At 26.7% G+C, this 23,823-nt stretch carries 20 protein-coding genes; 3 read left to right on the top strand and 17 right to left on the bottom strand.

Annotated features, from left to right (window positions below; translation table 11 throughout):
* Positions 1-313 precede the first annotated feature (313 nt).
* Positions 314-1,261 (top strand): ribose-phosphate pyrophosphokinase, encoded by a 948-nt coding sequence (locus BBP_RS00810; protein ID WP_011091294.1) that lies wholly within the window; start codon positions 314-316, stop codon positions 1,259-1,261.
* Positions 1,262-1,442: 181 nt separating this feature from the next.
* On the opposite strand, the gene BBP_RS02970 is transcribed toward BBP_RS00810, so the two are convergent.
* The 16 genes from BBP_RS02970 to ndhC all read right to left on the bottom strand — a co-directional run bounded on the left by BBP_RS02970 (position 1,443) and on the right by ndhC (position 19,463).
* Complete coding sequence (locus tag BBP_RS02970; protein WP_011091293.1) at positions 1,443-1,928, bottom strand: CvpA family protein; 486 nt, start codon at positions 1,926-1,928, stop codon at positions 1,443-1,445.
* Positions 1,929-1,968: 40 nt separating this feature from the next.
* The gene (gene folC, locus BBP_RS00800; protein WP_011091292.1) at positions 1,969-3,249 is read right to left on the bottom strand and encodes a bifunctional tetrahydrofolate synthase/dihydrofolate synthase; all 1,281 of its coding nucleotides are present in this window, start codon (positions 3,247-3,249) and stop codon (positions 1,969-1,971) included.
* An 82-nt stretch (positions 3,250-3,331) separates the two neighbouring features.
* Positions 3,332-4,297, bottom strand: a complete 966-nt coding sequence (locus BBP_RS00795; RefSeq protein ID WP_011091291.1) for a TerC family protein — start codon at positions 4,295-4,297, stop codon at positions 3,332-3,334.
* Between the two features lie 90 nt (positions 4,298-4,387).
* Positions 4,388-5,872, bottom strand: coding sequence for an NADH-quinone oxidoreductase subunit N (locus tag BBP_RS00790; protein WP_011091290.1), 1,485 nt, complete (start codon positions 5,870-5,872; stop codon positions 4,388-4,390).
* A gap of 21 nt (positions 5,873-5,893) precedes the next feature.
* Positions 5,894-7,420 carry a complex I subunit 4 family protein gene (locus BBP_RS00785; protein ID WP_011091289.1) on the bottom strand — a complete coding sequence of 509 codons (1,527 nt, stop codon included), beginning with the start codon at positions 7,418-7,420 and terminating at the stop codon, positions 5,894-5,896.
* Between the two features lie 110 nt (positions 7,421-7,530).
* Positions 7,531-9,396: an NADH-quinone oxidoreductase subunit L gene (gene nuoL / locus BBP_RS00780; protein ID WP_011091288.1), complete on the bottom strand. Its 1,866-nt coding sequence runs from the start codon at positions 9,394-9,396 to the stop codon at positions 7,531-7,533.
* Complete coding sequence (gene nuoK, locus BBP_RS00775; RefSeq protein WP_011091287.1) at positions 9,393-9,695, bottom strand: NADH-quinone oxidoreductase subunit NuoK; 303 nt, start codon at positions 9,693-9,695, stop codon at positions 9,393-9,395. The genes nuoL and nuoK overlap by 4 nt, the downstream gene beginning before the upstream one ends.
* Before the next feature lie 57 nt (positions 9,696-9,752).
* Positions 9,753-10,247, bottom strand: coding sequence for an NADH-quinone oxidoreductase subunit J (locus BBP_RS00770; RefSeq protein ID WP_011091286.1), 495 nt, complete (start codon positions 10,245-10,247; stop codon positions 9,753-9,755).
* 10 nt (positions 10,248-10,257) lie between these two features.
* Positions 10,258-10,800 (bottom strand): NADH-quinone oxidoreductase subunit NuoI, encoded by a 543-nt coding sequence (gene nuoI / locus BBP_RS00765; RefSeq protein ID WP_011091285.1) that lies wholly within the window; start codon positions 10,798-10,800, stop codon positions 10,258-10,260.
* Positions 10,801-10,822: 22 nt separating this feature from the next.
* Positions 10,823-11,791, bottom strand: a complete 969-nt coding sequence (gene nuoH / locus BBP_RS00760; protein WP_011091284.1) for an NADH-quinone oxidoreductase subunit NuoH — start codon at positions 11,789-11,791, stop codon at positions 10,823-10,825.
* Positions 11,788-14,511, bottom strand: a complete 2,724-nt coding sequence (gene nuoG, locus BBP_RS00755; RefSeq protein ID WP_011091283.1) for an NADH-quinone oxidoreductase subunit NuoG — start codon at positions 14,509-14,511, stop codon at positions 11,788-11,790. The genes nuoH and nuoG overlap by 4 nt, the downstream gene beginning before the upstream one ends.
* A gap of 128 nt (positions 14,512-14,639) precedes the next feature.
* Positions 14,640-15,974 (bottom strand): NADH-quinone oxidoreductase subunit NuoF, encoded by a 1,335-nt coding sequence (gene nuoF, locus BBP_RS00750; protein ID WP_011091282.1) that lies wholly within the window; start codon positions 15,972-15,974, stop codon positions 14,640-14,642.
* Positions 15,971-16,486, bottom strand: a complete 516-nt coding sequence (gene nuoE, locus BBP_RS00745) for an NADH-quinone oxidoreductase subunit NuoE (RefSeq protein ID WP_011091281.1) — start codon at positions 16,484-16,486, stop codon at positions 15,971-15,973. The genes nuoF and nuoE overlap by 4 nt, the downstream gene beginning before the upstream one ends.
* A complete protein-coding gene (gene nuoC, locus BBP_RS00740) occupies positions 16,473-18,266 on the bottom strand; it encodes an NADH-quinone oxidoreductase subunit C/D (protein WP_011091280.1) in 1,794 nt (597 codons plus the stop codon). The genes nuoE and nuoC overlap by 14 nt, the downstream gene beginning before the upstream one ends.
* A gap of 104 nt (positions 18,267-18,370) precedes the next feature.
* Positions 18,371-19,039: a NuoB/complex I 20 kDa subunit family protein gene (locus BBP_RS00735; RefSeq protein WP_011091279.1), complete on the bottom strand. Its 669-nt coding sequence runs from the start codon at positions 19,037-19,039 to the stop codon at positions 18,371-18,373.
* 25 nt (positions 19,040-19,064) lie between these two features.
* Positions 19,065-19,463 carry an NADH-quinone oxidoreductase subunit A gene (ndhC, locus tag BBP_RS00730; RefSeq protein WP_011091278.1) on the bottom strand — a complete coding sequence of 133 codons (399 nt, stop codon included), beginning with the start codon at positions 19,461-19,463 and terminating at the stop codon, positions 19,065-19,067.
* A 273-nt stretch (positions 19,464-19,736) separates the two neighbouring features.
* On the opposite strand from ndhC, the gene dnaK reads away from it, so the two are divergent.
* Both dnaK and dnaJ read left to right on the top strand, forming a co-directional pair.
* Positions 19,737-21,653, top strand: coding sequence for a molecular chaperone DnaK (dnaK, locus tag BBP_RS00725; RefSeq protein ID WP_011091277.1), 1,917 nt, complete (start codon positions 19,737-19,739; stop codon positions 21,651-21,653).
* Between the two features lie 121 nt (positions 21,654-21,774).
* Positions 21,775-22,926, top strand: a complete 1,152-nt coding sequence (dnaJ, locus tag BBP_RS00720) for a molecular chaperone DnaJ (RefSeq protein WP_011091276.1) — start codon at positions 21,775-21,777, stop codon at positions 22,924-22,926.
* Positions 22,927-23,007: 81 nt separating this feature from the next.
* Here the strand turns inward: dnaJ and rpsT are convergent, their stop codons facing one another.
* The gene (rpsT, locus tag BBP_RS00715; RefSeq protein ID WP_011091275.1) at positions 23,008-23,268 is read right to left on the bottom strand and encodes a 30S ribosomal protein S20; all 261 of its coding nucleotides are present in this window, start codon (positions 23,266-23,268) and stop codon (positions 23,008-23,010) included.
* Between the last annotated feature and the right edge of the window lie 555 nt (positions 23,269-23,823).

Raw genomic sequence — 23,823 nt, 5'->3', positions numbered from 1 at the left:
ATAATGATTGTAAAAATTTAATTAAAAAATTTAAATTTATTAATAACCTACTTACTTGGTTATCTCAATATACTCCTTCACGCATTACTGGTGCAAAATCTTACATATTTCCTGAATTTGACAATAAACAAATCACATGCGCATAAAATATTGTCTATATTAGCATTTAATATTTTCGAATTCATAACAAACGACATCAATGTTTTTATATTACACAAAAAATTATAATAATATTTTATCTATATAATATAAACTTGATAATATTGACTACACTATTAATTAATGTATTTTAAGAATTTTTGAGGTTTATCTCGTGTCTGATATGAAATTGTTTTCTGGAAACTCTGTACCAAAATTAGCTGAATCTATTGCTAATAAGCTATATGTTAATTTAGGAAATGCTTCTGTTGGAAAATTTAGCGACGGGGAAATTAATGTTCAAATAAATGAAAATGTACGTGGAAGTGACGTCTTTATTATTCAATCAACATGTTTTCCAACAAACGATAATTTAATGGAATTAGTAGTTATGGTAGACGCTTTAAGGCGTGCTTCTGCAGGAAGAATAACAGCTGTTATACCTTATTTTGGATATGCTCGACAAGATCGCAGAGTACGTTCTTCTCGAGTACCAATTACAGCTAAGGTAGTTGCTGATTTTTTTTCAAGTGTTGGGATTGATCGAGTACTAACAGTAGATTTACATGCGGAACAAATACAAGGTTTTTTTGACGTACCTGTCGACAATGTTTTTGGAAGCTTAATCTTATTTGAAGATATGCTAAAAATAGACCTAAAAAATCCAATAGTAGTATCTCCAGATATTGGAGGCGTAATTCGAGCACGTGCAATCGCAAAACTGCTTCATGATACAGATATGGCGATCATAGACAAACGCAGACCACACATTAATTTTTCTCAAGTAATGCATGTTATTGGAGAAGTTTTTAACCGAGATTGTATATTAGTAGATGATATGATTGACACTGGAGGAACTTTATGTCAAGCAGCTGAAGCACTAAAAAAAAGGGGTGCAAGACGCGTTTTTGCTTACGCTACACACCCGATTTTTTCAGGAAATGCTGTAAAAAATTTGCAAAATTCAAATATTGACGAAGTAGTAGTATGCGATACAATTCCATTATCTAAAATAATACAAGAGCTACCAAACGTAAGAACACTAACATTGTCTAGTATGCTAGCAGAAGCTATTCGAAGAATCAGTAATGAAGAATCAATTTCTGCTATGTTTGAACATTAATATAAAAAAATATTAATTCAATACACATACATCTTTTTAAACATGAGTACAATAAAATAAATCACATTTATTAAAATTATTGTACTCAAAAATTTCTTAATCACTATAATATAAAAACATTCGCATCTTATATAAGAGTAATAATCACATTTAAAAAAATATAAACTCACAACCATACAATTTAACTTTTAAATAATATATATTTTTTAAATAGATATTTAATAACAACTTTAATAAAACAATTAAAATAAGGTACAAAAAATGAATTTTTAAAATATTTATTATAAGCAAAATTTGTTAATAATTCTAAGAAAAATAAAACTATGCACAAAAATAATACACCTCGGATAATACCAAAAAACATTCCAAATATTTTATTAATTAAAGATATTCCACATTTTTCAATAAAAATAATAATACAATAATCAAATATACTCTTAAAAAACAAAAAAAATACAAAAAACACTATATAAGAAATAATATTTTTTAAAAAAATGTTACGAACATATGTAGAAAATATAGAAAAAAAACTATAATATCTAAAAAAGACACATACACCTACGATCCATATAAATATAGACGATAATTCTTGCAAAAATCCTCGAAAAAAACTTATTACAGCTGAAATAATAATAACTATTATTGAAATACAATCAATGACATTCATAAACAATTCTAATAAGTAATATGTATTTATAATAAATGTTTCATAGTAATTTAAAATTTTTAACTTTGTTTGCTAAAAACTTATTAGCCTCACATACTGTGATAAACGATCCAAATATCAAAACTATATCATTATTTGTAACTTTATCAAAAATTTTTTCTAAAGCTACTGTCATATTTTTAGAAATTTGAGAATTATGATTAGGTAAATATTTTATTATTTCTGACGAAGTGGCACTACGATGTGTTAATAATGTAATACAATACCAATAATCTACAATTGGAATTAATGGACTAACAATATCTTTAATATTTTTTTCTTTTAAAATTCCAACTACAGCAAAAATATTTCCATTTTTTTTAAAACTAGACATTTTTTTAAATAAATATCTAGCAGAATGAGGATTGTGAGCTACATCTAAAATAATAATTGGGTTATAAGATATAGTTTCAAAACGACCACATAAAGTTATTTCAGAAATACAACTTCTAAAAACTTTTTGATTGATCTTAATACCAGATTCGGAAACAGCAGACAATGCTGTAGCAACGCTATCTAATGACACATTTCTAGGTAAGGGTAAATGCAACCAAGTTATTTTACTACTGCAAAAAGACCATTCGAATTCAATTTTTTTATAAATCCAGTCAATATTAACAATACGTAATCGCACTTTTTTTTTTTTAGCAAGATATTGAGCAACCTTAGGAAAATTATTATCTGCAACAATAGCAATCTTATTTTTTCTAAATATTCCCGATTTCTCAACACTAATAGATGAACGATTAACTCCTAAAATTTTAGAATGATCTATATCTATATTAGTAATAACAGAAACGTCAGCACTTAAAATATTAGTAGCATCTAATCTACCACCCAAACCAACTTCAAGAATTATTATATCTAAATTATAACTTTTAAATAAAATTAACGCAGATAAAGTAATAAACTCAAATCGCGTTAATAAAACATCATTTTGAAAATACTTAACATCATTAAATGCAGATATATGATATAAATGTTCTAATTCAAATCCATTAATACGAACGCGCTCAGTATATCGCATTAAATGGGGAGAAGTATAAAGCCCAACACGATAACCTGAATTCAATAACAAATTTTCTAAAACATGACACGTACTTCCCTTTCCATTTGTACCTCCTACTATAAAAACAAAAGCTTTAGATTTTAACACTCCCAATTTCTTTGCAACATAAAACACTCGATTTAAAGTTGGATCAATATTATCTAACATAAAATGATCTAAATAATACAACCATTCATATAATGAAAATGATCTCGCTAATTTTTTATTAATCATTACTATATAAATTCTTTATAAATATATATTATATTTTAAGATAAAATACATTATATATGGAAATTAATATACTAATATATAATCAATTTTTACTCTTAACTTGAAAAAAAAATTTTTCTATTATAAAGCATGCAACTAAAATACATACAATAAAGAAACTAGATAACATAATGGGTATATCTACAAATTCTTTTAATAATATTTTTATACTAATAAAAATTAGTATCAACGTAATTCCATATTTTATAATATAAAATTTTTGAATACTATTAGCTAATATTACATAAATAGAACGTAAACCAATTATAGAAAAAAAACTAGATGTTATAATAATAAATGGATCCTTAGTAATTAAAAAAATAGCTGGAATACTATCTATTGAAAATATTATATCATTTAACTCAATTAATATTAGTACTAAAAACAATGGTGTAGCAACTATGACTCCATTCTCTTTAGTAAAAAAATTATTTTTGGAAAAATTCTTAGTTATTCTAAATTTCTTATATATCCAACTCATAATAAACGTATTTTGAACATCTGTTTTCTTATTAACACCATTCGATAATATTGTTATTATTCCAGTAAATAATAAAATTATACTTAATACATAAAACAAAAAGGACCATTTTGACAATAACCATACACCAAAAAAAATTATACTACTACGAAACACTAAAGCTAAAAATGTTCCATAAAACAAAATAACTCTTTGATGAACCATAGAAATAGAAAACAACTGAAATAAAAAAAACCACATAGCTACATTGTCCATAGATAAACTTTGTTCTAAAAGATATCCTGATATAAACGTCAAAAAATTAATATTTGCTAAATAACTATTCACAGTAAATTTTATATATATCCAAATTAATACATCAAATAAGATTGCTGTCAACATCGATATACACGATGAGTAAAGTGCTATCTTGAAAGCACTTTCTTTATATACAAAAATCTTTTGTATACTCATTTCAATAATTATGATAATTATTAAAAATACACCAAAACTACACCATAATGTGGGTGTACCTATAGTATTCTCCATTATGCATCTTAATCCTATATAATTAAAACTACTAATATCTCAAAATATACATACTAAAAACATTATTAATAATTACTAATTACGTATTAATTACCATTGAATCCAAAAATACTTAACTAAATGTATGGTAATTTGAGGAAAAATTCCAAGAAATAACACAAATATCGATATCGTCGTTAATAATCCTATTAAAAACTTATTATTAATATTTTGAGAAGAAATAATTATATTTTTATGACAATAACTATCAGAAGGAGCTACAAATAAACACGATATTATTTTTAAATAAGCGCAAAAACCTATTATAGTACTAATTATAAATAAACAAATGAATAACCACATATGCTCTTTCACAACTAAAGACATTAAATAAAATTTCCCTAAAAATCCAACTGTCATTGGTATACCTGATAATGACAACATCACAACAGTCATAACACCAGAAAGAATAGGACTACTCCAAAATAAACTTCGATAAGAAAATATAGAATCAACGTTAAAATTTTTATATAAACTAGACAATACAGACATTATTCCAAACATTCCAATATTAGATAATGCATAATTAATTAAATATATACCTGTTACTTCTAAAGAAAATTGCATATTTCTGGATATTACTAATACAATAAATAAATATCCCAATTGAGAAATAGATGAATATCCCATTAACCTTTTAATACTAGTTTGATTTATTGCCATAATATTACCAAAAATCATTGATAAACATGAAATAATACTTACTAAATAATAAAATACCTCTTCTATATGAAAATATGACAACACAATAAATATCTTAAACAAAACACTAAATATAGCTATTTTAACTGAAGTAGAAAAAATCATTAATGCTTCAGATGACATACCTTGATATACATCAGGCGTCCATATATGAAATGGAAACAAAGACAGTTTAAAAGAACATGCAATAATAAATAAACTAACACCAAAAAACAAAATAATAGCATTATGAAATGATTTTGTAATCATAGTCAATTCATAAATTATACTAGAAAATTCCAAGCTTCCTGAAACAGAATATATCAATGCAATTCCAAATAATAAAAGCGTTGACATAATTCCAGATAACACCATATATTTTATAGATGCCTCTAGTGCTTTTTTCTCAAAAAAAGTATATGAAATAAGACCAATAGATGACAACGAAATTAATTCAGAACCTATAAAAAACGTACATAAGTTATTAGAAATAATTATCGACACACAACCTATAGTGCAAAACAAAAGTAACAAATAAAACTCTTCAAAATTATATAAATAATTCGTTAATGAACAATAATGTGAAAAAATACATGCTAAAAAACTAGAAATAATAACTATTCCAATATATAGCAATGAATATTTATCTATATGAAATAATGTAGTCGCATGTATTGGAACTATTTTTTTAACTATAAAAAGAGAGATAAAAACACTTAAAAAACCAAAACTAGTCAGTAAAAATACAATATAACGATTTCTATTATATGCAATAAATAACATTACAACTATTGCAATTGACATCAAAATTAACAATGGAGATAGTGCAACTAATTGTTGTCCAGTAATAATCATTATTAATTATAACCTTGTAAGTTAAATAAAATTTGAAAAAATATTACGAATACTACATAATGGAGAATATGATACGTCTATAATAATGTTTGGATATAATCCAATTATTAATATTAAAACCAATAAAAAAACAAATATTAAAAAATCACAGATCGTCATTACATTTAAATCACATAAAAAATCATACCTATTATTAATAGGACCAAAACATATCTTTTGAACAAACATAAGAGAACACAAAGCTAATAATATTAAAGAGAAAATAGATAAAATAACTATCATTAAATGAGAGTTAAAACAACCCATAAAAATCATAAATTCTCCAACAAAATTTCCTGTTCCTGGAACACCTAAATTAATTATTGAAAAAATTAATAAGAAACCTGGTATCCATCTTAACTTTGACCACAAACCTCCCATTTTATCTATATCAAAGGTACTAATACTTTTAAATACATGTCCTGATAACAAAAATAATGCAGCGGTAGATAAACTGTATGATATAAGTTGTATTATTGCACCCTGATACGCTACTTGATTAATACTATAAATCGCAATAAGTATAAAACCCATATGAGATATAGAAACATATGCAATAAAACGTTTAATATTATTTTGAAATAAAGATACAATAGCACCATAAAATATGGTTATAATTCCAAAAAACATAATTATAGATGAAAAAATTTCAGTAGAATGCGGAAATAAAGGAATATTAAAACGCATTAAAGCATATATGCTAGTTTTTAATAAAATTCCAGATATATCAACAACTCCTATAACCGGAGAATAACAATGAAAATCAGGCAACCAACTATGAAATGGAACTATAGGTATTTTTATTGCAAAAGCTAAAAAAAATCCAAGCATAATACAACTTTCTAATACAATATTCATTGAAGTATGTTTTAAAACATCATAATCAAATGTTAAAATATGATCATAAATATAATGTGTATATACTAATACTAGTGTTGAAAGTAGTAACACTAAACCAGAAATCTGCGAATAAATAAAAAATTTATTAGCAGAAAAAATATTATTATAATAAAACTTCCTATCATTATCTTTATATCCCCACATGATCATTAAAAAATATGTAGGTAAAACGCTTAACTCCCAAAAACAAAAAAATAAAAATAAATCAACTGAAATAAATATACCTATAATTGAGCCTAGAGTCCACAACAAACCAAAATAAAACAATCCAATATTTTTTTGAACTTTTTTCCAAGAACAAAACACAGATACTAATCCCAAAATACTAGTCAAATTCAGCATTAAAATAGACAATCTATCAACAGCTAAATGAAAAGAAATACCAAACTTTTCAATCCAAGGAACAATATATTCAAAGCTCCAACTTGAATTTGAAATACTAGAAACAATGACATTAATAGTATTAAACAGCAAAATTAATGACAAAATAAATACAAGTGCCATAGATGTCAAGGCTAAATAATAAGAAATCTTTGCATTTTTTTGATTGAATAATAAACACAAAAACCCTCCAAAAAAGGGAATTGAAACTAACATCGGAAGTAACATACTTAAATATATCCCTTTTGTTTAATAAAAAATTTTATGATACTTTTAAATTATTTTAAAAAAATAAAATATCCCCTTACTTTCAAAACTAACTATAAAACACAAAAATATTATTTATACAATCTAATAGCCATTAATATAAATAAAAATAATCCAAACATTATCGAAAAAACATAAACTCGTAGATACCCATTGTGTATATATTTTAAATTTTTGCTAACAAAAAAACAAAAGGTAATAGGAATTGACATAAAAATATTAATAGGATCATGTTTTAACCGCTTGGCAACATATAAATACGGATTAACACATAAAATATTATATAAAGAATTAAAACCCCAAGAATCATACCAAAAATTATATATAAAATTTCCTAATTTAGTATTTAATAACAAATCAACTAACATGCGGTTGACTAAAAATAAATAGTAAGATATAAACATACCCAACAAAGATAATACACTACATCCTATTTCAAATAATAATTTATTATTATTAATTAAAAACGATGGTGTCGTCTTAGAAAAAACCGAGGATAACGGCAAATGAATTAATACAAAAATAACAGTTGATAATAATATTAATATTAACAAAGGAAGGGTATTAGCTAAAGTTCTAGAAAAGAAGACATAATGCGCACGATATTTTTGTGCTCCACAAAAAACTAAAAAAATCATTCTAAAAGTATAAATGGATGTTAATACAGAACCTAACAACCCAAGTACTAAAAACAAATAATAATTATTTTCTAAAGCTGAAAACAAAATATTACCTTTACTATAAAATCCTGACGTTAAAATTGGAAATGAAGCTAATGAAGCTCCTCCAATTAAAAAAGAAAAATATAACATAGGAAATTTTTTTCTCAATCCACCCATATTAAAAATATTCTTTTCATTATTTAACAAAATAATCACTGCTCCTGCAGAAAGAAAAAGTAACGTTTTAAAAATAGCGTGAGTAACTAAATGATTAATTGCTAACGTCCATTCCTTCATAGCTAATGCAAGAAACATATATCCTACTTGTCCCATAGTAGAATATGCCAAAATACATTTAATATTTTTTTGAACCAACGCAGATAAACAAGACATAATGATAGTTAAACAACTTATTATACCCAAAATGTACAATATTATTGGCGACAACGAAAATAAAAAATTCATCCTAGCAATTAAATATACCCCAGCAGTAACCATTGTAGACGAATGAATTAATGCAGACGCGGGAGTTGGACCTGCCATAGCATCTATCAACCAAGTTTGTAACGGTACCTGTGCTGATTTTGCTATAGCTGCAATCAATAAAAACAACGAAACATAATTTAAAAATTTAAAATTTTCAACTACATTTGTAGTCTCAAAAATTAATTTTAACTCCCTAAAATTTAATGTTCCAAAATTTTTATAAATAAAAAAAATAGCTAATATTAAAAAAATATCTCCAATTCTTGTAATTATAAAACCTTTAATCGCAGCATAACCAGAATTAATTTTCGAATAATAAAATCCAACTAACAAATACGAACACAATCCTACTCCTTCCCATCCAATATACATAACAAGTAAATTGTCTGCTAAAAGCAACAAAACCATACTAGCTATAAATAAATTCATATAAGAGAAAAATCGAGTATATTCGTCTTGTAACTTTATATACCAACTAGAAAACAAATGTATTAAAAATCCTATACTTGTTGTCATTGTTAACATGGTTATAGATAATCCATCTAGCATAAAATTAAAATCAATTTTTAAATAATCTATAGAAATCCATACCCATAATGGTATATAAAATACACACTGTTTACCACAATTTAAAAAATCAAACAAGCTATAAAACGTTATAATCATAGATATAAAAATAGATACGATACCTATTTTTTTAACTAACATTTTCGGTAAATAATCAATGAAAAATAGTAATAAACAAAAACTAACTAATGGACATAAAACTACCAAATAAACAAAATTCATCCATTCATCTCACTTAATTTATCAATATTTAATGTTTTAAAATGCCTATAACACTGAATTAGTAGCGCTAATCCTATCGACGATTCAGATGCCCCCAAAGTCAAAATTAAAATATACATAATTTGACCATCTACTTGATTCCAATAATTCCCAACTACTACCAATGCTAACGCAGCTGAATTAATCATAATTTCTAAACTAATCAACATAAACAGTATATTCTTATGCATCACTAAAGACACAAAACCTAATGAAAATAAAAAAAAAGCTAAAATTAATCCATGAGACAAAGGTATCATATAATTATTTCCAAATTATTCTACAATCCCAACTATTATAGTTAAACTACTGGTTAATCAACGCCTAATTTTTCCAATATGCGAAACAATTATCAAAGCACTTAACAAAACTATAGAAGATAATTCAATGACTAGTATATAATCACTAAATAACTTTATTGCTACCAGTTTAGTACTAACTACCATATAAAATATTTTTTCTTTATATAAATATGATAAGATGAAAAAAAATGGAAAAATTAAAATACACAACAAAAACAAAAAATTTATATAATAATAATTATTTTTATCAAATATTTTTTCTGCATATAAAGTAGATTTTTTAAAATTAAACATCATAATAAAAAAAACAAACAATACCATGATTGCTCCTGCATAAATAATTACTTCTAATGCAGCAGCAAAAGTTGCACCTAAAGAAAAAAATACACAAGATGTAAATACAAATGAAAGTATCAAATATAATAATGAATACATCAAATTTCTACTAAATATAGAACAAACGGTAAAAACTATTGTAGCTAAACTAGAACTATAAAAAAAAAATTCCACAATATTTTCCTTATGGTAATAATGTCTTTACATCAATAGGATGAGATTCAAAATCTAATTCTCCTTTGTTCTTTGTTCCTACTTCTACACCCGAAAATTTATAAAAATCATAATCTAAATATTTTCCTTGTCCTGAAATTAACAAGTCATCTTTTTCATACACTAAATCTTGTCTTTTATATTCTGATAATTCAACATCTGAAATTAATTGAATAGCTAATGTTGGACATGCTTCTTCACATAAGCCACAAAATATACACCGAGACAAATTAATTCTAAAAAATTTTGGATACCACTTATTATTTTTTAACGTAGATTTCTTTAAAGAAATACAACTAACTGGGCATACTACCGAACACAATCCACACGCAACACAACGTTCTTTACCAAATGAATTTCTAGATAATATAATTCGTCCTCGATATCTAGATGAAAGAGATAAAGATTCTTCTGGATACATTCGTGTTTCACGTTTAGAAAAAATATTAATAAAAGTCAACCAAACACTCTTAATTTGACTAAAACAAGCAAGAAAGAATTTAAATAAAATCATAATTATATTCTCTAAAAAATAACTAATATAACATAATCAATGCAGTAAAAATCAAATTTATTAATGTTAATGGAAAACACACTTTCCATCCAAACAACATCATTTTGTCATATCTAGGTCTAGGTAAAGATGCACGAATTAAAATAAAAATCATCATAAAACACAATGTTTTCAATATAAACCAAAAATATGAAGGAAATAAAGGACCTAACCAACCTCCAAAAAACATAGTAGAAATTAAACTAGAAACTACAATTATAGAAATATATTCACCAATAAAAAATAAACCAAATTTTATACTTGAGTATTCAATATGATAACCATCTGCTAATTCTTGCTCAGATTCAGGTTGATCAAAAGGATGACGATGACATAACGCCAACCCAGCTATAAAAAATGCTAAAAAACCAAAAAATTGAGGAATAATATTCCATAAACCTATTTGACTATCAACAATATCAATCATATTAAAAGATTTAGCACGAGCAACAACACCCATACAAGACAATCCTAAAAACACTTCATATGATAATGTTTGAGCAGTAGCTCGAATAGATCCTAATAAAGCATATTTATTATTACTAGACCACCCTGCAAGCAATACAGAATAAACAGATAGCGACGCCATCATTAAGAAAAATAAAACTCCAATATCTAAATTAACAATTACTATACTAGGACTCAAAGGTATAATAGTTATAACTAATAACAATGATATAAAAGCTAAAATTGGCGCAATCAAAAATGTTATTTTTTTACTAAACGTTGGTATCCAATCTTCTTTAAAAAAAAGCTTTATCATATCAGCTACTACTTGTAATGTACCTTGCCAACCTACTCTATTTGGGCCATAACGATTTTGTAACAAGCCTAAAACTCTACGTTCCACTACACTCATAATAGAAGCTGTAATTAACACACATACTAAAATAACTATTGATTGAAATATGTATGTTTTTGTTTCAATTGAACTTATTGGTAAAAAAATCATATACTTATCTTCCGAAATACTTTTACTTGTTTTTCAGCTAAAAAAAATGGAAAATCAGCCATACCTAAAGGTAAACCCAATTGTCCTTTTTTAAATTCTTTAGACAATTGTACTTTTATACTAAAATTTTTATTTAAATAACTAAATTCAATCTTAGAACCTGATTCTATCAACAATACTTTTGCATCTTCTGTATTTATTATTCCATAAGCATTTTTTAATACATTCTCCTGAATAACTGGAGAATATTGTGCTAATTCATTATTACAAAACAAAAAATAACAAGGAACAATTAAATATAAATCTTCTATTTTATTAACATTCTTACAATTCAATTTATAATATGTTAATACAAATTTTGTTGTATCTTGAAACAAATGTTTTCCGTAATTTTCATTATTTATTTTTTTATATGTATTCCACGATTGAACAGAATTCCAACCTGGAAACCAAGAAAATGGAACATATGGCAAATAATTTTGAACATTCTGACATCCTTCCATAGAAAAAGAAAACATAGTATCATTATCTTGTGGTGGTCTAGGTTCATGTATATTTATATTAGAATACAATGCAGTTCTACCACTAGCACGATGATGAGACCGAGCCAATTTTTGTCCAAAAATTTTAAATGAAGAATTAGGAGCTACATCTTTTAATTTACTAAAACTAAAAATTTTTAATGAAATTTCTTCAATGACATCATCTAACGAATGCCAAAAAACACTTATTTTATGTAATTTGCAATATAAAAGATGAAGCCATTTCCAACTTTCTAATATAGATTTTTTATTTTCACTAGAATTTGGATGATATGTTTTAAAAAAACGTTGCGCACGCCCTTCATAATTAACTACTGTACCAGAACTCTCAAAACTATTACATGTTGGAATAGCTATATCAGCCTGTTTTAATGTACGAGTGTTTAAATGATCTATAACAACAGTACAACTAGATGATTTAAATAAAGTATCTACTATAGATTCAGGTAAATATCTATATAAATCATTTTCTAAAACTATTATTTTATCAATTTGTTTCAATAAAACTTTGTTAATAACTTTTTCTATAGAAATTCCTTCTAATAAACTTACACCTATAGAATTAACGTTAGAAGATAATAAAATTAATCCTACATTTTTACCAATAACCTTTAATGATTTAGCTATATTAAAAGATACTTTTATTAAATCAAGATTATAAGAATGAGAACCAGAAATAATTAGAGGACATTTAGATAATGTTAATGCAGTTGCTATTCTTTTAGCACAACTTAATAAATCTTGTTTTAATAAAGTAACATTAGAAATACAATTATTACTAATACATTTATATACTTCTGCGCCTAACAATACTTGATCAAATGTAGAAGCATAATAACTTTCATCAGCTATATCATCTAATGATGAATTCATTAAATTAGTAATAAATAATTTGTTTTTATTATTTCTAAAACTATTTTTTACCGCATCAGCATGCCATATAGGAATATTTTTAGAAACATCTTGTGTCTTAACTTGACCCTTTATAGATTGTCTAATAGATAAAGCAATTAATGGCGACGTCTTCGTAACATCTTCACCTAACAAAAAAATAACGTCAGATTTTTCTATTTCTCTTAACGTTGGGACATGAATCTGATTATCTTTTAAAATATCCTTGATTAACATAAGACAATCATATTCTTTTTGTGATATACCTAAATAAAAATTTTCCGAACCTACTAATTTTTGTAAAGAAAAATTGCTTTCTACACTAGCACGACAAGATCCTATACCAATAATTTTAGAAGATTTTTTAAATTTCATTGCAAGTTTATCAATAGTTTTATTTACATCATTAATTATTTTTGTTTTATTTTGAGAACGATATATTGAATACGTTAAACGCTCATCTACATTAGAATAGTCATAGCTAAATCTACCCAAGTCACATAAAAAATAATGATTAATAGCGTTATGGTATCTATTTTCTATTCGACTGATCTTTCCATATTTTTCTCCTACACTAATATTACATCCAACACAACAATGCTGACAAATACTTGGTGCATATTGCATATCCCATTTTCTACTATATTTTTTAGAATATGTTTTGTCTGTAAAAACCCCAGTTGGACATACTTCTACTAAATTTCCGGAAAATTCACTTTCTAAACAACCATCATTGTAACGACCAAAATAAACGTTATTACTAATTCCAAACACACCTAAATCAGTACCACCTGAGTAATCTTTATAATACCTAACACATCTATAACATGAAATACATCGATTCATTTCATGAGTAATGAAATGTCCTAAATATTGATTTTTGTGCGTTCTTTTAGTAAAACGATAACGACGAACAGTATGTCCTGCCATCACAGTCATATCCTGAAGATGACAACTTCCTCCTTCTTCACAAATTGGACAATCATGAGGATGATTTAACATTAATAATTCAATGATACCTTTTCGAAAATTTCTAGATATTTTATCAGAAGTTGACACAATCATTCCATCAAGAACAGAGGTCATACATGACATTACTAATTGTCCAACCTTATCTTCAAGATCCTTGTATATCGTTACAGCACACTGCCGACATGAACCTATACTGCCTAATACAGGATGCCAACAAAAATAAGGTATATTAATTCCCGATGATAAACAAGCTTGTAACAAATTATCTGATTTATCTACATTATATTCTTCATTATCTACAAAAATTATAGTCATAAAAAATTTCTACTTCCATATTATTAATATATATTGTTCAAGATCAAATTAATATTTTGACATTCGTAATACAAAACAAAACAATTTTAACTAAATTTTGCAAAAAAATTATATACCAAAATTTCAAACTAATATTCTGATATAGAACTATGAATATATTTACATTTTATTGTAGAATTGGAATTGACACACAATTCGAATTCTAATCTAAAATATTTTAAAGCACTCTTTAAGGGCTCTATTGCTCCCGGAGCGTGTGCGCAAAAAGTACGTCCAGGACCTAATTGCTCACACAATTGTTCTAATATTTCAATATCTTCAGGAACTCCTATTTTTTGTTCTAAAACTTTTAAAATTTTAACAATCCATGGTAAACCATCCCTACATGGCGTGCAAAATCCACATGATTCTCTAGAAAAAAATTCTTCTATGTTTCGTACTAAAGATACTATACTTACAGAATCATCTACAGCCATAGCTAATGCAGTTCCCAATCTGCTACCAACTTTTTTAATATTAACAAAATCCATAGGTACATCTAAATGTTTATCAATCAAAAAACTTGTACTTGCACCTCCAGGTTGCCACACTTTTAGCTTTTTATTATTTTTCATACCTCCAGCATACCTTTCAAATATTTCGCGCGCTGTTATTCCAAAAGGTAATTCCCAAATTCCAGGAAATTTTACTGATCCTGAAAAACCCATCATCTTTGTACCAGTATCAAGACTTTTAGACAAACCTTTATACCACTTAACACCATTTAGAAAAATTGCTGGAACATTAGACAAAGTTTCAACATTATTAACACATGTAGGCTTTCCCCAAAGACCAACATAAGCAGGAAATGGAGGTTTAAATCTAGGATTAGCTCTACGACCTTCTAAAGAATTAATTAAAGCAGTTTCTTCACCGCAAATATAACGACCTGCTCCAGTATGTATAAAAATTTCAAAGGTTAGATTAGATCCACAAACATTTTTACCTAAATAACCATAATTAGTAGCTTCAATAATTGATTGTTTTAGAATACGCTCAGTATTAACATATTCCCCTCTTAAAAAGATATAACTTTTAGTAACACTCAAAGCAAATGCACTTATTAATATTCCTTCTAACAATTGATGAGGAACCTTTTCCATTAAAAATCTATCCTTATACGTACCCGGTTCCATTTCATCCGCATTACATAACAAATATCTAGTATAACCATATTCATCATTTAAAGGTGGCATTAAACTCCACTTTAAACCTGTTAAAAACCCTGCACCTCCACGTCCCTTAAGTCCTGATTGTTTTATTAAATCAATCACATCCTCAGAGGTCATATGATTAACTACTTTTTCAAAAGCACGATATCCATTTTTACGTTTATATTCTTTAATCCAAACCGTATCTTGTTGTGCATTTAAACGCCACGTTAATGGATGTGTTTCTGAAGTTCGCGATAATAGTTTTTTCATTGATATGATTCCAATAATACAATAACTGAATACTCAGTTACATTAGAATAAAGATCATCATTAATCATAATCGTTGGAGATTTGTCACAATTTCCCAAACAACATATAGGTAATAATGTAAATTTGAAATCTTTAGTAGTTTCTCCAACATTCACATTTAAATTTTTTTCTAACGAACATCTGATTTTTTCGCAGCCATTAACATAACATACAACACTATCACAATATTTTATTATATTTCGACCTATAGGTTGCCTAAATATTTGACTGTAAAACGTCGCTATTTCCTCTATATCACACTTTGAAATTTTTAATATACATGCAAGTTCAGTAATCAATTCATTTGAAATCCAACCATAACTTTTTTGAACGAATTTAAGTATTTCTATCAAACTAGAACGAACAGTTCTATAATTTTTTATTATATTAAATATTTCTATTTTTTCTTGTATAGTTAATTTAAATTTAATATCAATTTTTTTAGACATTTCGTATACTTCAACGGTCAACATCAGACATAACAAAATCAATACTTCCTAAATAAGCAATTAAGTCTGAAATTAAATTACCACGAATAACTGATGGTATTTGTTGTAAATGCGGAAAACTAGGTGTCCTTATTCTAGTTCTATAACTCATTGTATTACCATCGCTAATTAAATAATAACTATTGATTCCTTTTGTTGCTTCTACCATTTTAAAACTTTCATTAGAAGAAAGTACTGGTCCCCAAGAAACTTTTAAAAAATGCGAAATCATAGTTTCAATGTGCTGCAATGTGCGCACCTTATGTGGAGGAGTAGTATTCGGATGATCCATTTTAAATGGACCTTCTGGCATATTTTCTAAACATTGTTTTAAAATAGCGAGACTTTGCCAAATTTCTTCAAGTTTTAGCATAACTCTAGAATAACAATCACTAATTCCAGCTCCTATTGGAACTTCAAAATCAAAATTTTGATATCCAGAATATGGTCTTTTTTTTCTAACATCAAAATTTATACCTGTAGCACGTAATCCTGCACCTGTTACACCCCATAGTAACGCATCATGTTTATTATACTCAGCAATACCTTTTGAACGACTAATTAAGATACTATTTTTCAATGCTACATTGATATATTTTAATAATCTTTTTGGCATCCACAATAAAAATTCTTTTAACAAAGCATTCCATCCCTTCGGTAAATCATGAGCAAGACCACCTATTCTAAACCACGCTGGATGCATACGCGATCCAGTAATTAATTCAATTAAATCATAAATTTTCTGACGATCAGTAAATGCTAAAAATACAGGAGTCATAGCTCCAACATCCTGAATAAATGTAGAAATAAACAACAAATGACTATTAATGCGAAACAATTCTGATAACATTATGCGAATAACTTCTATTCTCTGAGATACTTCAATGCCAGCTAATCTTTCCACTGCTAATACATAAGGCATCTCATTAATACATCCACCTAAATATTCTACGCGATCTGTATATGGGATATAATTGTGCCAAGTTTGACGCTCACCCATTTTCTCTGCACCACGATGATGATATCCAATATCAGGAACACAATCGACTATTTCTTCTCCATCCAACTGAAGAATAATTCGAAATGCGCCATGAGCAGAAGGATGATTAGGGCCTAAATTTAAAAACATATATTTACTTTGTTTGTTTTTTTTCATTCCCCATTCTTCGGGTTTAAACTTTAGTGCCTCCATTTCTATATCTTCTTTATATTTATTTAATACGTAAGGATCAAATTCAGTTGCTCTAGCAGGATGATCTTTTCTTAACGGATGACCTACCCATGTTTTTGGCATCAGAATTCTTATCAAATTTGGATGATTTTCAAAAGAAATTCCAAACATATCCCAAATTTCTCGTTCATACCAATTAGCATTGGGATAAAGTTTTGTTAATGTAGGTAATGATAATTTTTCTTCTAATAATGCAATTTTTAAAATAATATCACTATTTCGATTAATCGAAATAAAATGGTAAACTACTGAAAAATGAGATAAAGGTAAGTTATGCTTATATAAACGCATACGCTCATCAATACCATATAAATCAAATAACATATTATATGGATTATTTATCGTTAATAAGAACTTAGCTAATGCTAATAACAGTGAACCATCAATCCATAAAACTATTATATCTGTTACAGTAGTTTGTATAAAAAAACTATCTTCACCAAACTTTTTAAACAATTTTAGAATAATAGAATTATTATTTCCAAAATCTTTTTCAATAACATTAACATCATCTCTTTTAATTTCTTTTTTCATAAATAACTTATAATCTCATTCTTAAAAATATATTTTTAAATATCAATTAAACTACTAGTTTGTACAAAACATTTTAAAACAACTATTATCCTTTACAAAAAAAATTAATTTTTGTCCTGACTATATTTAACTAAATTACGCATCTTTCGTAAATTTTTTTTTTCTGAATTAAAATTAGCTTTATAAATTCCTTGTTCACCAATAATCCAAGAAAGTGGGCGTCTCTCTTTAGATATAGATTTTTGTAATAACATTAATCCATGTATATATGCTTCTGGTCTAGGAGGACAACCAGGAATATAAACATCTACTGGTAAAAATTTGTCTACACCTTGAACAACTGAATATATATCATACATTCCTCCAGAATTAGCACATGATCCCATAGAAATTACCCATTTAGGTTCTAACATCTGATCATATAAACGCTGAATTATAGGTACCATTTTTATAAATGGAGTCCCAGCAATAACCATAAAATCAGCCTGTCTAGGAGACGCACGTAACACTTCAGAACCAAATCTTGAAATATCATGAACAGAAGTAAATGAAGTAACCATTTCTACATAACAACACGAAAGACCAAAATTATACGGCCAAAGCGAATTTTTTCTACCCCAATTCACTAAATTATGTAAAACTTTACTCAGGGTTCCCATAAAAACATTTTTTTGAATATATTTTTTAGTAGGATCTGATACCTGAATTTTTTTTTCGCGAGGATAATTTTGATCATCATCAGAAATGTTAACACGTGTTAAAGTATATTTCATATAGAATGTCCATTTAGCTATGAATTTAAGTAACATGAATATTATTTTTAGATTTCCAAACTAACAACTTAGAAGATATTAAATATATTAATCCAGACAATAAAAATAAAATAAAAATTAATGCCTCAATAAATCCTATCCATCCACACTCTACAATACTTACCGACCATGCATACAAATACAACGCTTCCACATCAAATAAAACAAAATATATTGCTACTAAATAAAATTTTACAGAACAATACATATTGGTAGTATTAGTAGGTACTATTCCAGATTCAAATGGAGTATTTTTATACCTAGACGAAGACCTTCCTCCCAATATCCAACTTATAGACAACATAAAAACGCAAATACTAACAGCGATAAAAAAAAATGTAAAAAAAGCCCAATACTGAGCTGCAATAACACTACTTTTCAACATAATAGACACAACATCATTTTATTAATTCTAATATAAATATATTAAACTAATTAATCATAATTTCCTAATGAAAACAAAATAAATTTATGTGAATATGCTAACATGTTTATGTTTACTTATAAAAACAAGAACAAGTTTATTTTTATTTTAACCTTGATGATTAAAAAAAAGACCCCATCTATTTATTGTTCAGAAAAAATTATATTTTAATTGTCATAAACACAAAATAATTATCTACAATATACATATAAAAAAGAAATAATGGAGACTTTAATGAGTAAAATTATCGGAATTGATTTAGGAACAACAAATTCTTGCATAGCTATAATGGATGGTAACAAAGCACGTGTATTAGAGAATTCTGAAGGTGATCGGACAACTCCGTCAATTATTGCATATACTAATGATAATGAAATTCTAATAGGAAAACCTGCAAAAAGACAATCTATAACAAATCCAAAAAATACGCTTTTTGCTATTAAACGATTGATTGGAAGAAAATTTACGGATAATGAAGTACAACGTGATATAAAAATTATGCCATATAAAATTATTCAATCAGAAAATGGAGATGCATGGATTAATATTAAAAATAAAAAATTAGCACCACCTCAAATTTCTGCAGAAATATTAAAAAAAATGAAAAAAACCGCAGAAGATTACTTAGGAGAATCAATACAAGAAGCTGTAATAACTGTACCTGCATATTTTAACGATGCTCAAAGACAAGCAACCAAAGATGCAGGAAGAATCGCTGGTTTAAAAGTAAAAAGAATTATTAATGAGCCCACAGCTGCAGCTTTAGCATACGGTTTAGATAAAGGAAAAGGTAACAAAACTATAGCAGTATACGATTTAGGAGGGGGAACCTTCGATATCTCTATTATTGAAATAGATGATGTGGATAAGGAAAAAACTTTTGAAGTTTTAGCTACAAATGGAGATACACACTTAGGTGGAGAAGATTTTGATAATAGATTAATAAATTACCTAGTAGAAGATTTTAAAAAAGATCAAGGTACTGATTTACGAAATGATTCATTAGCCATGCAAAGACTAAAAGAATCAGCAGAAAAAGCAAAAATAGAATTATCTTCTACACAACAAACAGATGTAAATCTACCCTATATAACAGCTGATTCAACCGGGCCTAAACACTTAAATATTAAAGTTACTCGATCCAAATTAGAGTCATTAGTAGAAGATTTAATAACACGCTCTATAGAACCATTAAAAATTGCTTTAAAAGATGCAAAATTATCTATATCTGATATTGATGATGTTATATTAGTAGGTGGGCAAACCAGAATGCCAATGGTTCAAAAAAAAGTAGCTGAATTTTTTAAAAAAGAACCTAGAAAAGATGTTAACCCAGACGAAGCAGTAGCAGTAGGAGCAGCAGTTCAAGGAGGAGTATTATCCGGAGAAGTAAAAGACGTTTTATTATTAGATGTAACACCATTGTCACTAGGAATTGAAACAATGGGTGGTGTTATGACAACATTAATAAGTAAAAATACAACTATACCAACTAAACACAGTCAAATATTTTCTACTGCAGAAGATAATCAAACAGCAGTAACTATACATGTATTGCAGGGAGAAAGAAAAAGATCTATCGATAATAAATCTTTAGGACAATTTAATTTAGATGGAATTCAACCAGCACCAAGAGGAATGGCACAAATTGAAGTAACATTTGATATTGATTCTGATGGAATTCTTCATGTTTCTGCGAAAGATAAAAACACCGGAAAAGAACAAAAAATTACTATCAAAGCATCTTCTGGATTAAATGAAACTGAAATTAAAAAAATGATTTTAGATGCTGAACAAAACTCTGAATCTGATCAAAAATTTGAAGAATTAGTAAAAGTTAGAAATCAAGGAGATCAAATTTCTCATAGTACTAAAAAGCAATTAAAAGACTTAGAAAAAACAATAAACGTTAACGATCAAAAAGAAATAAATGAAGCATTAAATAAATTAGATACTGCCTTAAAAGGAGAAAATAAAACTAAAATTGAAGAAAAAATTCAAGAAGTGTTAAAAATATCAACAAAACTTATAGAAAAAAATAAACCAAAACAAACATCCGAATCTTCTAATTCAAACAGTCCATCATCGTCTAAACCTGAAGAAAATGTAGTGGATGCAGAATTTGAAGAAGTAAAAGATCAAAAAAAATAATAGAACATAAACATAATATAAATATTACAACAAAATGCAACTAGATATGTACAAAAATATCACACGAGCATAAATCTTAATATTATGCTCGTGATATAACATGCACGGTCAGGAAAAAATAATGTCAAAACAAGATTACTATAAAACTTTAGGAGTTACTCAATCATCTGACGAGCGAGAAATAAAAAGAGCATACAAAAAACTTGCTATGAAGTATCATCCTGATAGAAATCCAGGTAACAAAAATTCTGAAGAAAAGTTTAAAACAATAAAAGAAGCTTACGAAATTTTAATAGATCCAAAAAAACGTACTGCATATGACCAATATGGTCATTCTGCATTTGAACAAGGAAACTCAACAGGAAATAATAATACTTTTACTCATAGTTTTAGTAGCAATTCTGATTTTAGCGACATTTTTGGAGATGTGTTTGGTGATATTTTTGGAGGAACTCGAAAACAAAAATCAGAGCGACAAGGCTCAGATTTACGCTATGACATGACTTTAACCTTAGAAGAAGCTGTACGCGGGACTATAAAAGAAATTAAAATTCCAACTTTGCAAAAATGTCCTACATGTTACGGATATGGAACAAAAACAGGAACTAAACCTCAATTTTGCCCGACATGTCGAGGGAACGGACAAATACAAATGCGAAAGGGATTTTTCACCGTGCAACAAACTTGTCCACAATGTCACGGAGAGGGTAACTTTATTAGAGATCCATGTCGACGTTGTCATGGAAACGGACGCATAGAAATATCAAAAACATTATCAGTCAAAGTTCCTCCAGGAGTGGATACAAATGATAAAATACGCTTAAACAATGAAGGTGAAGCTGGTGAAAATGGAGCAATGGCTGGTAATTTATATGTTCAAATAAATGTCAAAAAACATCCTATTTTTGAACGCGAAGAAAACAACTTATATTGCGAAGTTCCAATAAGTTTTTCTATGGCCGCACTTGGCGGTGAAATTGAAGTACCAACATTAGATGGAAAAGTAAAATTAAAAATACCATGCGAAACTCAATCAGGAAAACTACTTCGAATTCGAGGAAGAGGTGTAAAATCTATTAGAAATAATAATAGACAAGGAGACTTGCTATGCCGAATTATAGTAGAAACTCCTGTAAATTTAAACGATCTCCAAAAAGATCTTTTATATAAATTAGGAGAAAGTTTTAACGGATTTAAAGGTGAAAAAAATAGTCCAAAATCTAAAAGATTTTTTGAAGGTGTCAAAAGATTTTTCGACGATCTCACAAGATGAATTCTACAAATTGCTTCCATAAAAAAAGTTATATGGAAGCAAATTAGATTAAAATACATAATATTATTAAAAACAACTATTCTATAATGCATTAATTTTGCATTTTAAATTCGATTTATGTCGTGCTGCTTTATTTTTGTGAATTAAACCTTTTGCTGAATATCTATCTAAAATTGGCTGAATTTTACTAAACGCTAACTCTGATTTTAATTTATCGCCCGATAGTATTGCGATTTTAACTTTTTTAATAAGAGTTTTAATCATGGATTTTTTACTTGCGTTTAATTTTTTCTTTTTTCTTGATTTTATCGAATCTTTTTTAGAAGATTTAATATTAGCCAAAATTTACTCCTATTCAATAAAAATATCAATTATTAAAAAAAAAATATTTATATAATAATTATACTAGAACAAACTTGCTAAAACATCAATTATACGTGATTACATTTTTACCATCATAAAAAAAATGTTAAAATATTCAACAATATTGATATACTAAGAAAATTAACATTAATAACATTACTTTTACAAAATATAAAAATAAAAAATATATCAAAATTATAAAAAAATATTAAATATCTAAAACATCAAACCAATTTTATATCTAAACATAAAAAACATAACAAAATAAATTAATTCTCACTTACACTTTATACTCTATAATATAATAATATTTATTATAACAACTTCATATCTAACTTATAATATAATATAAAAATAATGTAATATCTATTAAAACAACATATATAAAAACATTATACTTATTTTAGTAGAAATTGTCGTAATTAACTCAACTAAATAAATTCTATTAATTTAAAAAATTCTAATAAAAAATTTAAAATTATCAATTAAATATCGATATAAATTTATACATAAACACATAGCACAATACTATTA

This window comes from Buchnera aphidicola str. Bp (Baizongia pistaciae) (genome assembly GCF_000007725.1).
GTDB lineage: Bacteria > Pseudomonadota > Gammaproteobacteria > Enterobacterales > Enterobacteriaceae > Buchnera_B > Buchnera_B aphidicola_H.
This window is presented reverse-complemented; position numbering and strand designations above follow the sequence as displayed.

Coding starts and splice junctions, on each gene's coding strand:
- nuoK (WP_011091287.1), bottom strand. CDS start 9,695: ATGATACCTTTGTCTCATGGATTAATTTTAGCTTTTTTTTTATTTTCA.
- ndhC (WP_011091278.1), bottom strand. CDS start 19,463: ATGTTGAAAAGTAGTGTTATTGCAGCTCAGTATTGGGCTTTTTTTACA.
- BBP_RS00785 (WP_011091289.1), bottom strand. CDS start 7,420: ATGTTACTTCCGATGTTAGTTTCAATTCCCTTTTTTGGAGGGTTTTTG.
- BBP_RS00790 (WP_011091290.1), bottom strand. CDS start 5,872: ATGATTATTACTGGACAACAATTAGTTGCACTATCTCCATTGTTAATT.
- BBP_RS00795 (WP_011091291.1), bottom strand. CDS start 4,297: ATGGAGAATACTATAGGTACACCCACATTATGGTGTAGTTTTGGTGTA.
- nuoH (WP_011091284.1), bottom strand. CDS start 11,791: ATGATTTTTTTACCAATAAGTTCAATTGAAACAAAAACATACATATTT.
- BBP_RS00735 (WP_011091279.1), bottom strand. CDS start 19,039: ATGAAATATACTTTAACACGTGTTAACATTTCTGATGATGATCAAAAT.
- BBP_RS02970 (WP_011091293.1), bottom strand. CDS start 1,928: ATGAATGTCATTGATTGTATTTCAATAATAGTTATTATTATTTCAGCT.
- nuoL (WP_011091288.1), bottom strand. CDS start 9,396: ATGAATTTTGTTTATTTGGTAGTTTTATGTCCATTAGTTAGTTTTTGT.
- dnaJ (WP_011091276.1), top strand. CDS start 21,775: ATGTCAAAACAAGATTACTATAAAACTTTAGGAGTTACTCAATCATCT.
- folC (WP_011091292.1), bottom strand. CDS start 3,249: ATGATTAATAAAAAATTAGCGAGATCATTTTCATTATATGAATGGTTG.
- nuoI (WP_011091285.1), bottom strand. CDS start 10,800: ATGATTTTATTTAAATTCTTTCTTGCTTGTTTTAGTCAAATTAAGAGT.
- nuoC (WP_011091280.1), bottom strand. CDS start 18,266: ATGAAAAAAGAAATTAAAAGAGATGATGTTAATGTTATTGAAAAAGAT.
- nuoF (WP_011091282.1), bottom strand. CDS start 15,974: ATGAAAAAACTATTATCGCGAACTTCAGAAACACATCCATTAACGTGG.
- dnaK (WP_011091277.1), top strand. CDS start 19,737: ATGAGTAAAATTATCGGAATTGATTTAGGAACAACAAATTCTTGCATA.
- nuoE (WP_011091281.1), bottom strand. CDS start 16,486: ATGTTGACCGTTGAAGTATACGAAATGTCTAAAAAAATTGATATTAAA.
- nuoG (WP_011091283.1), bottom strand. CDS start 14,511: ATGACTATAATTTTTGTAGATAATGAAGAATATAATGTAGATAAATCA.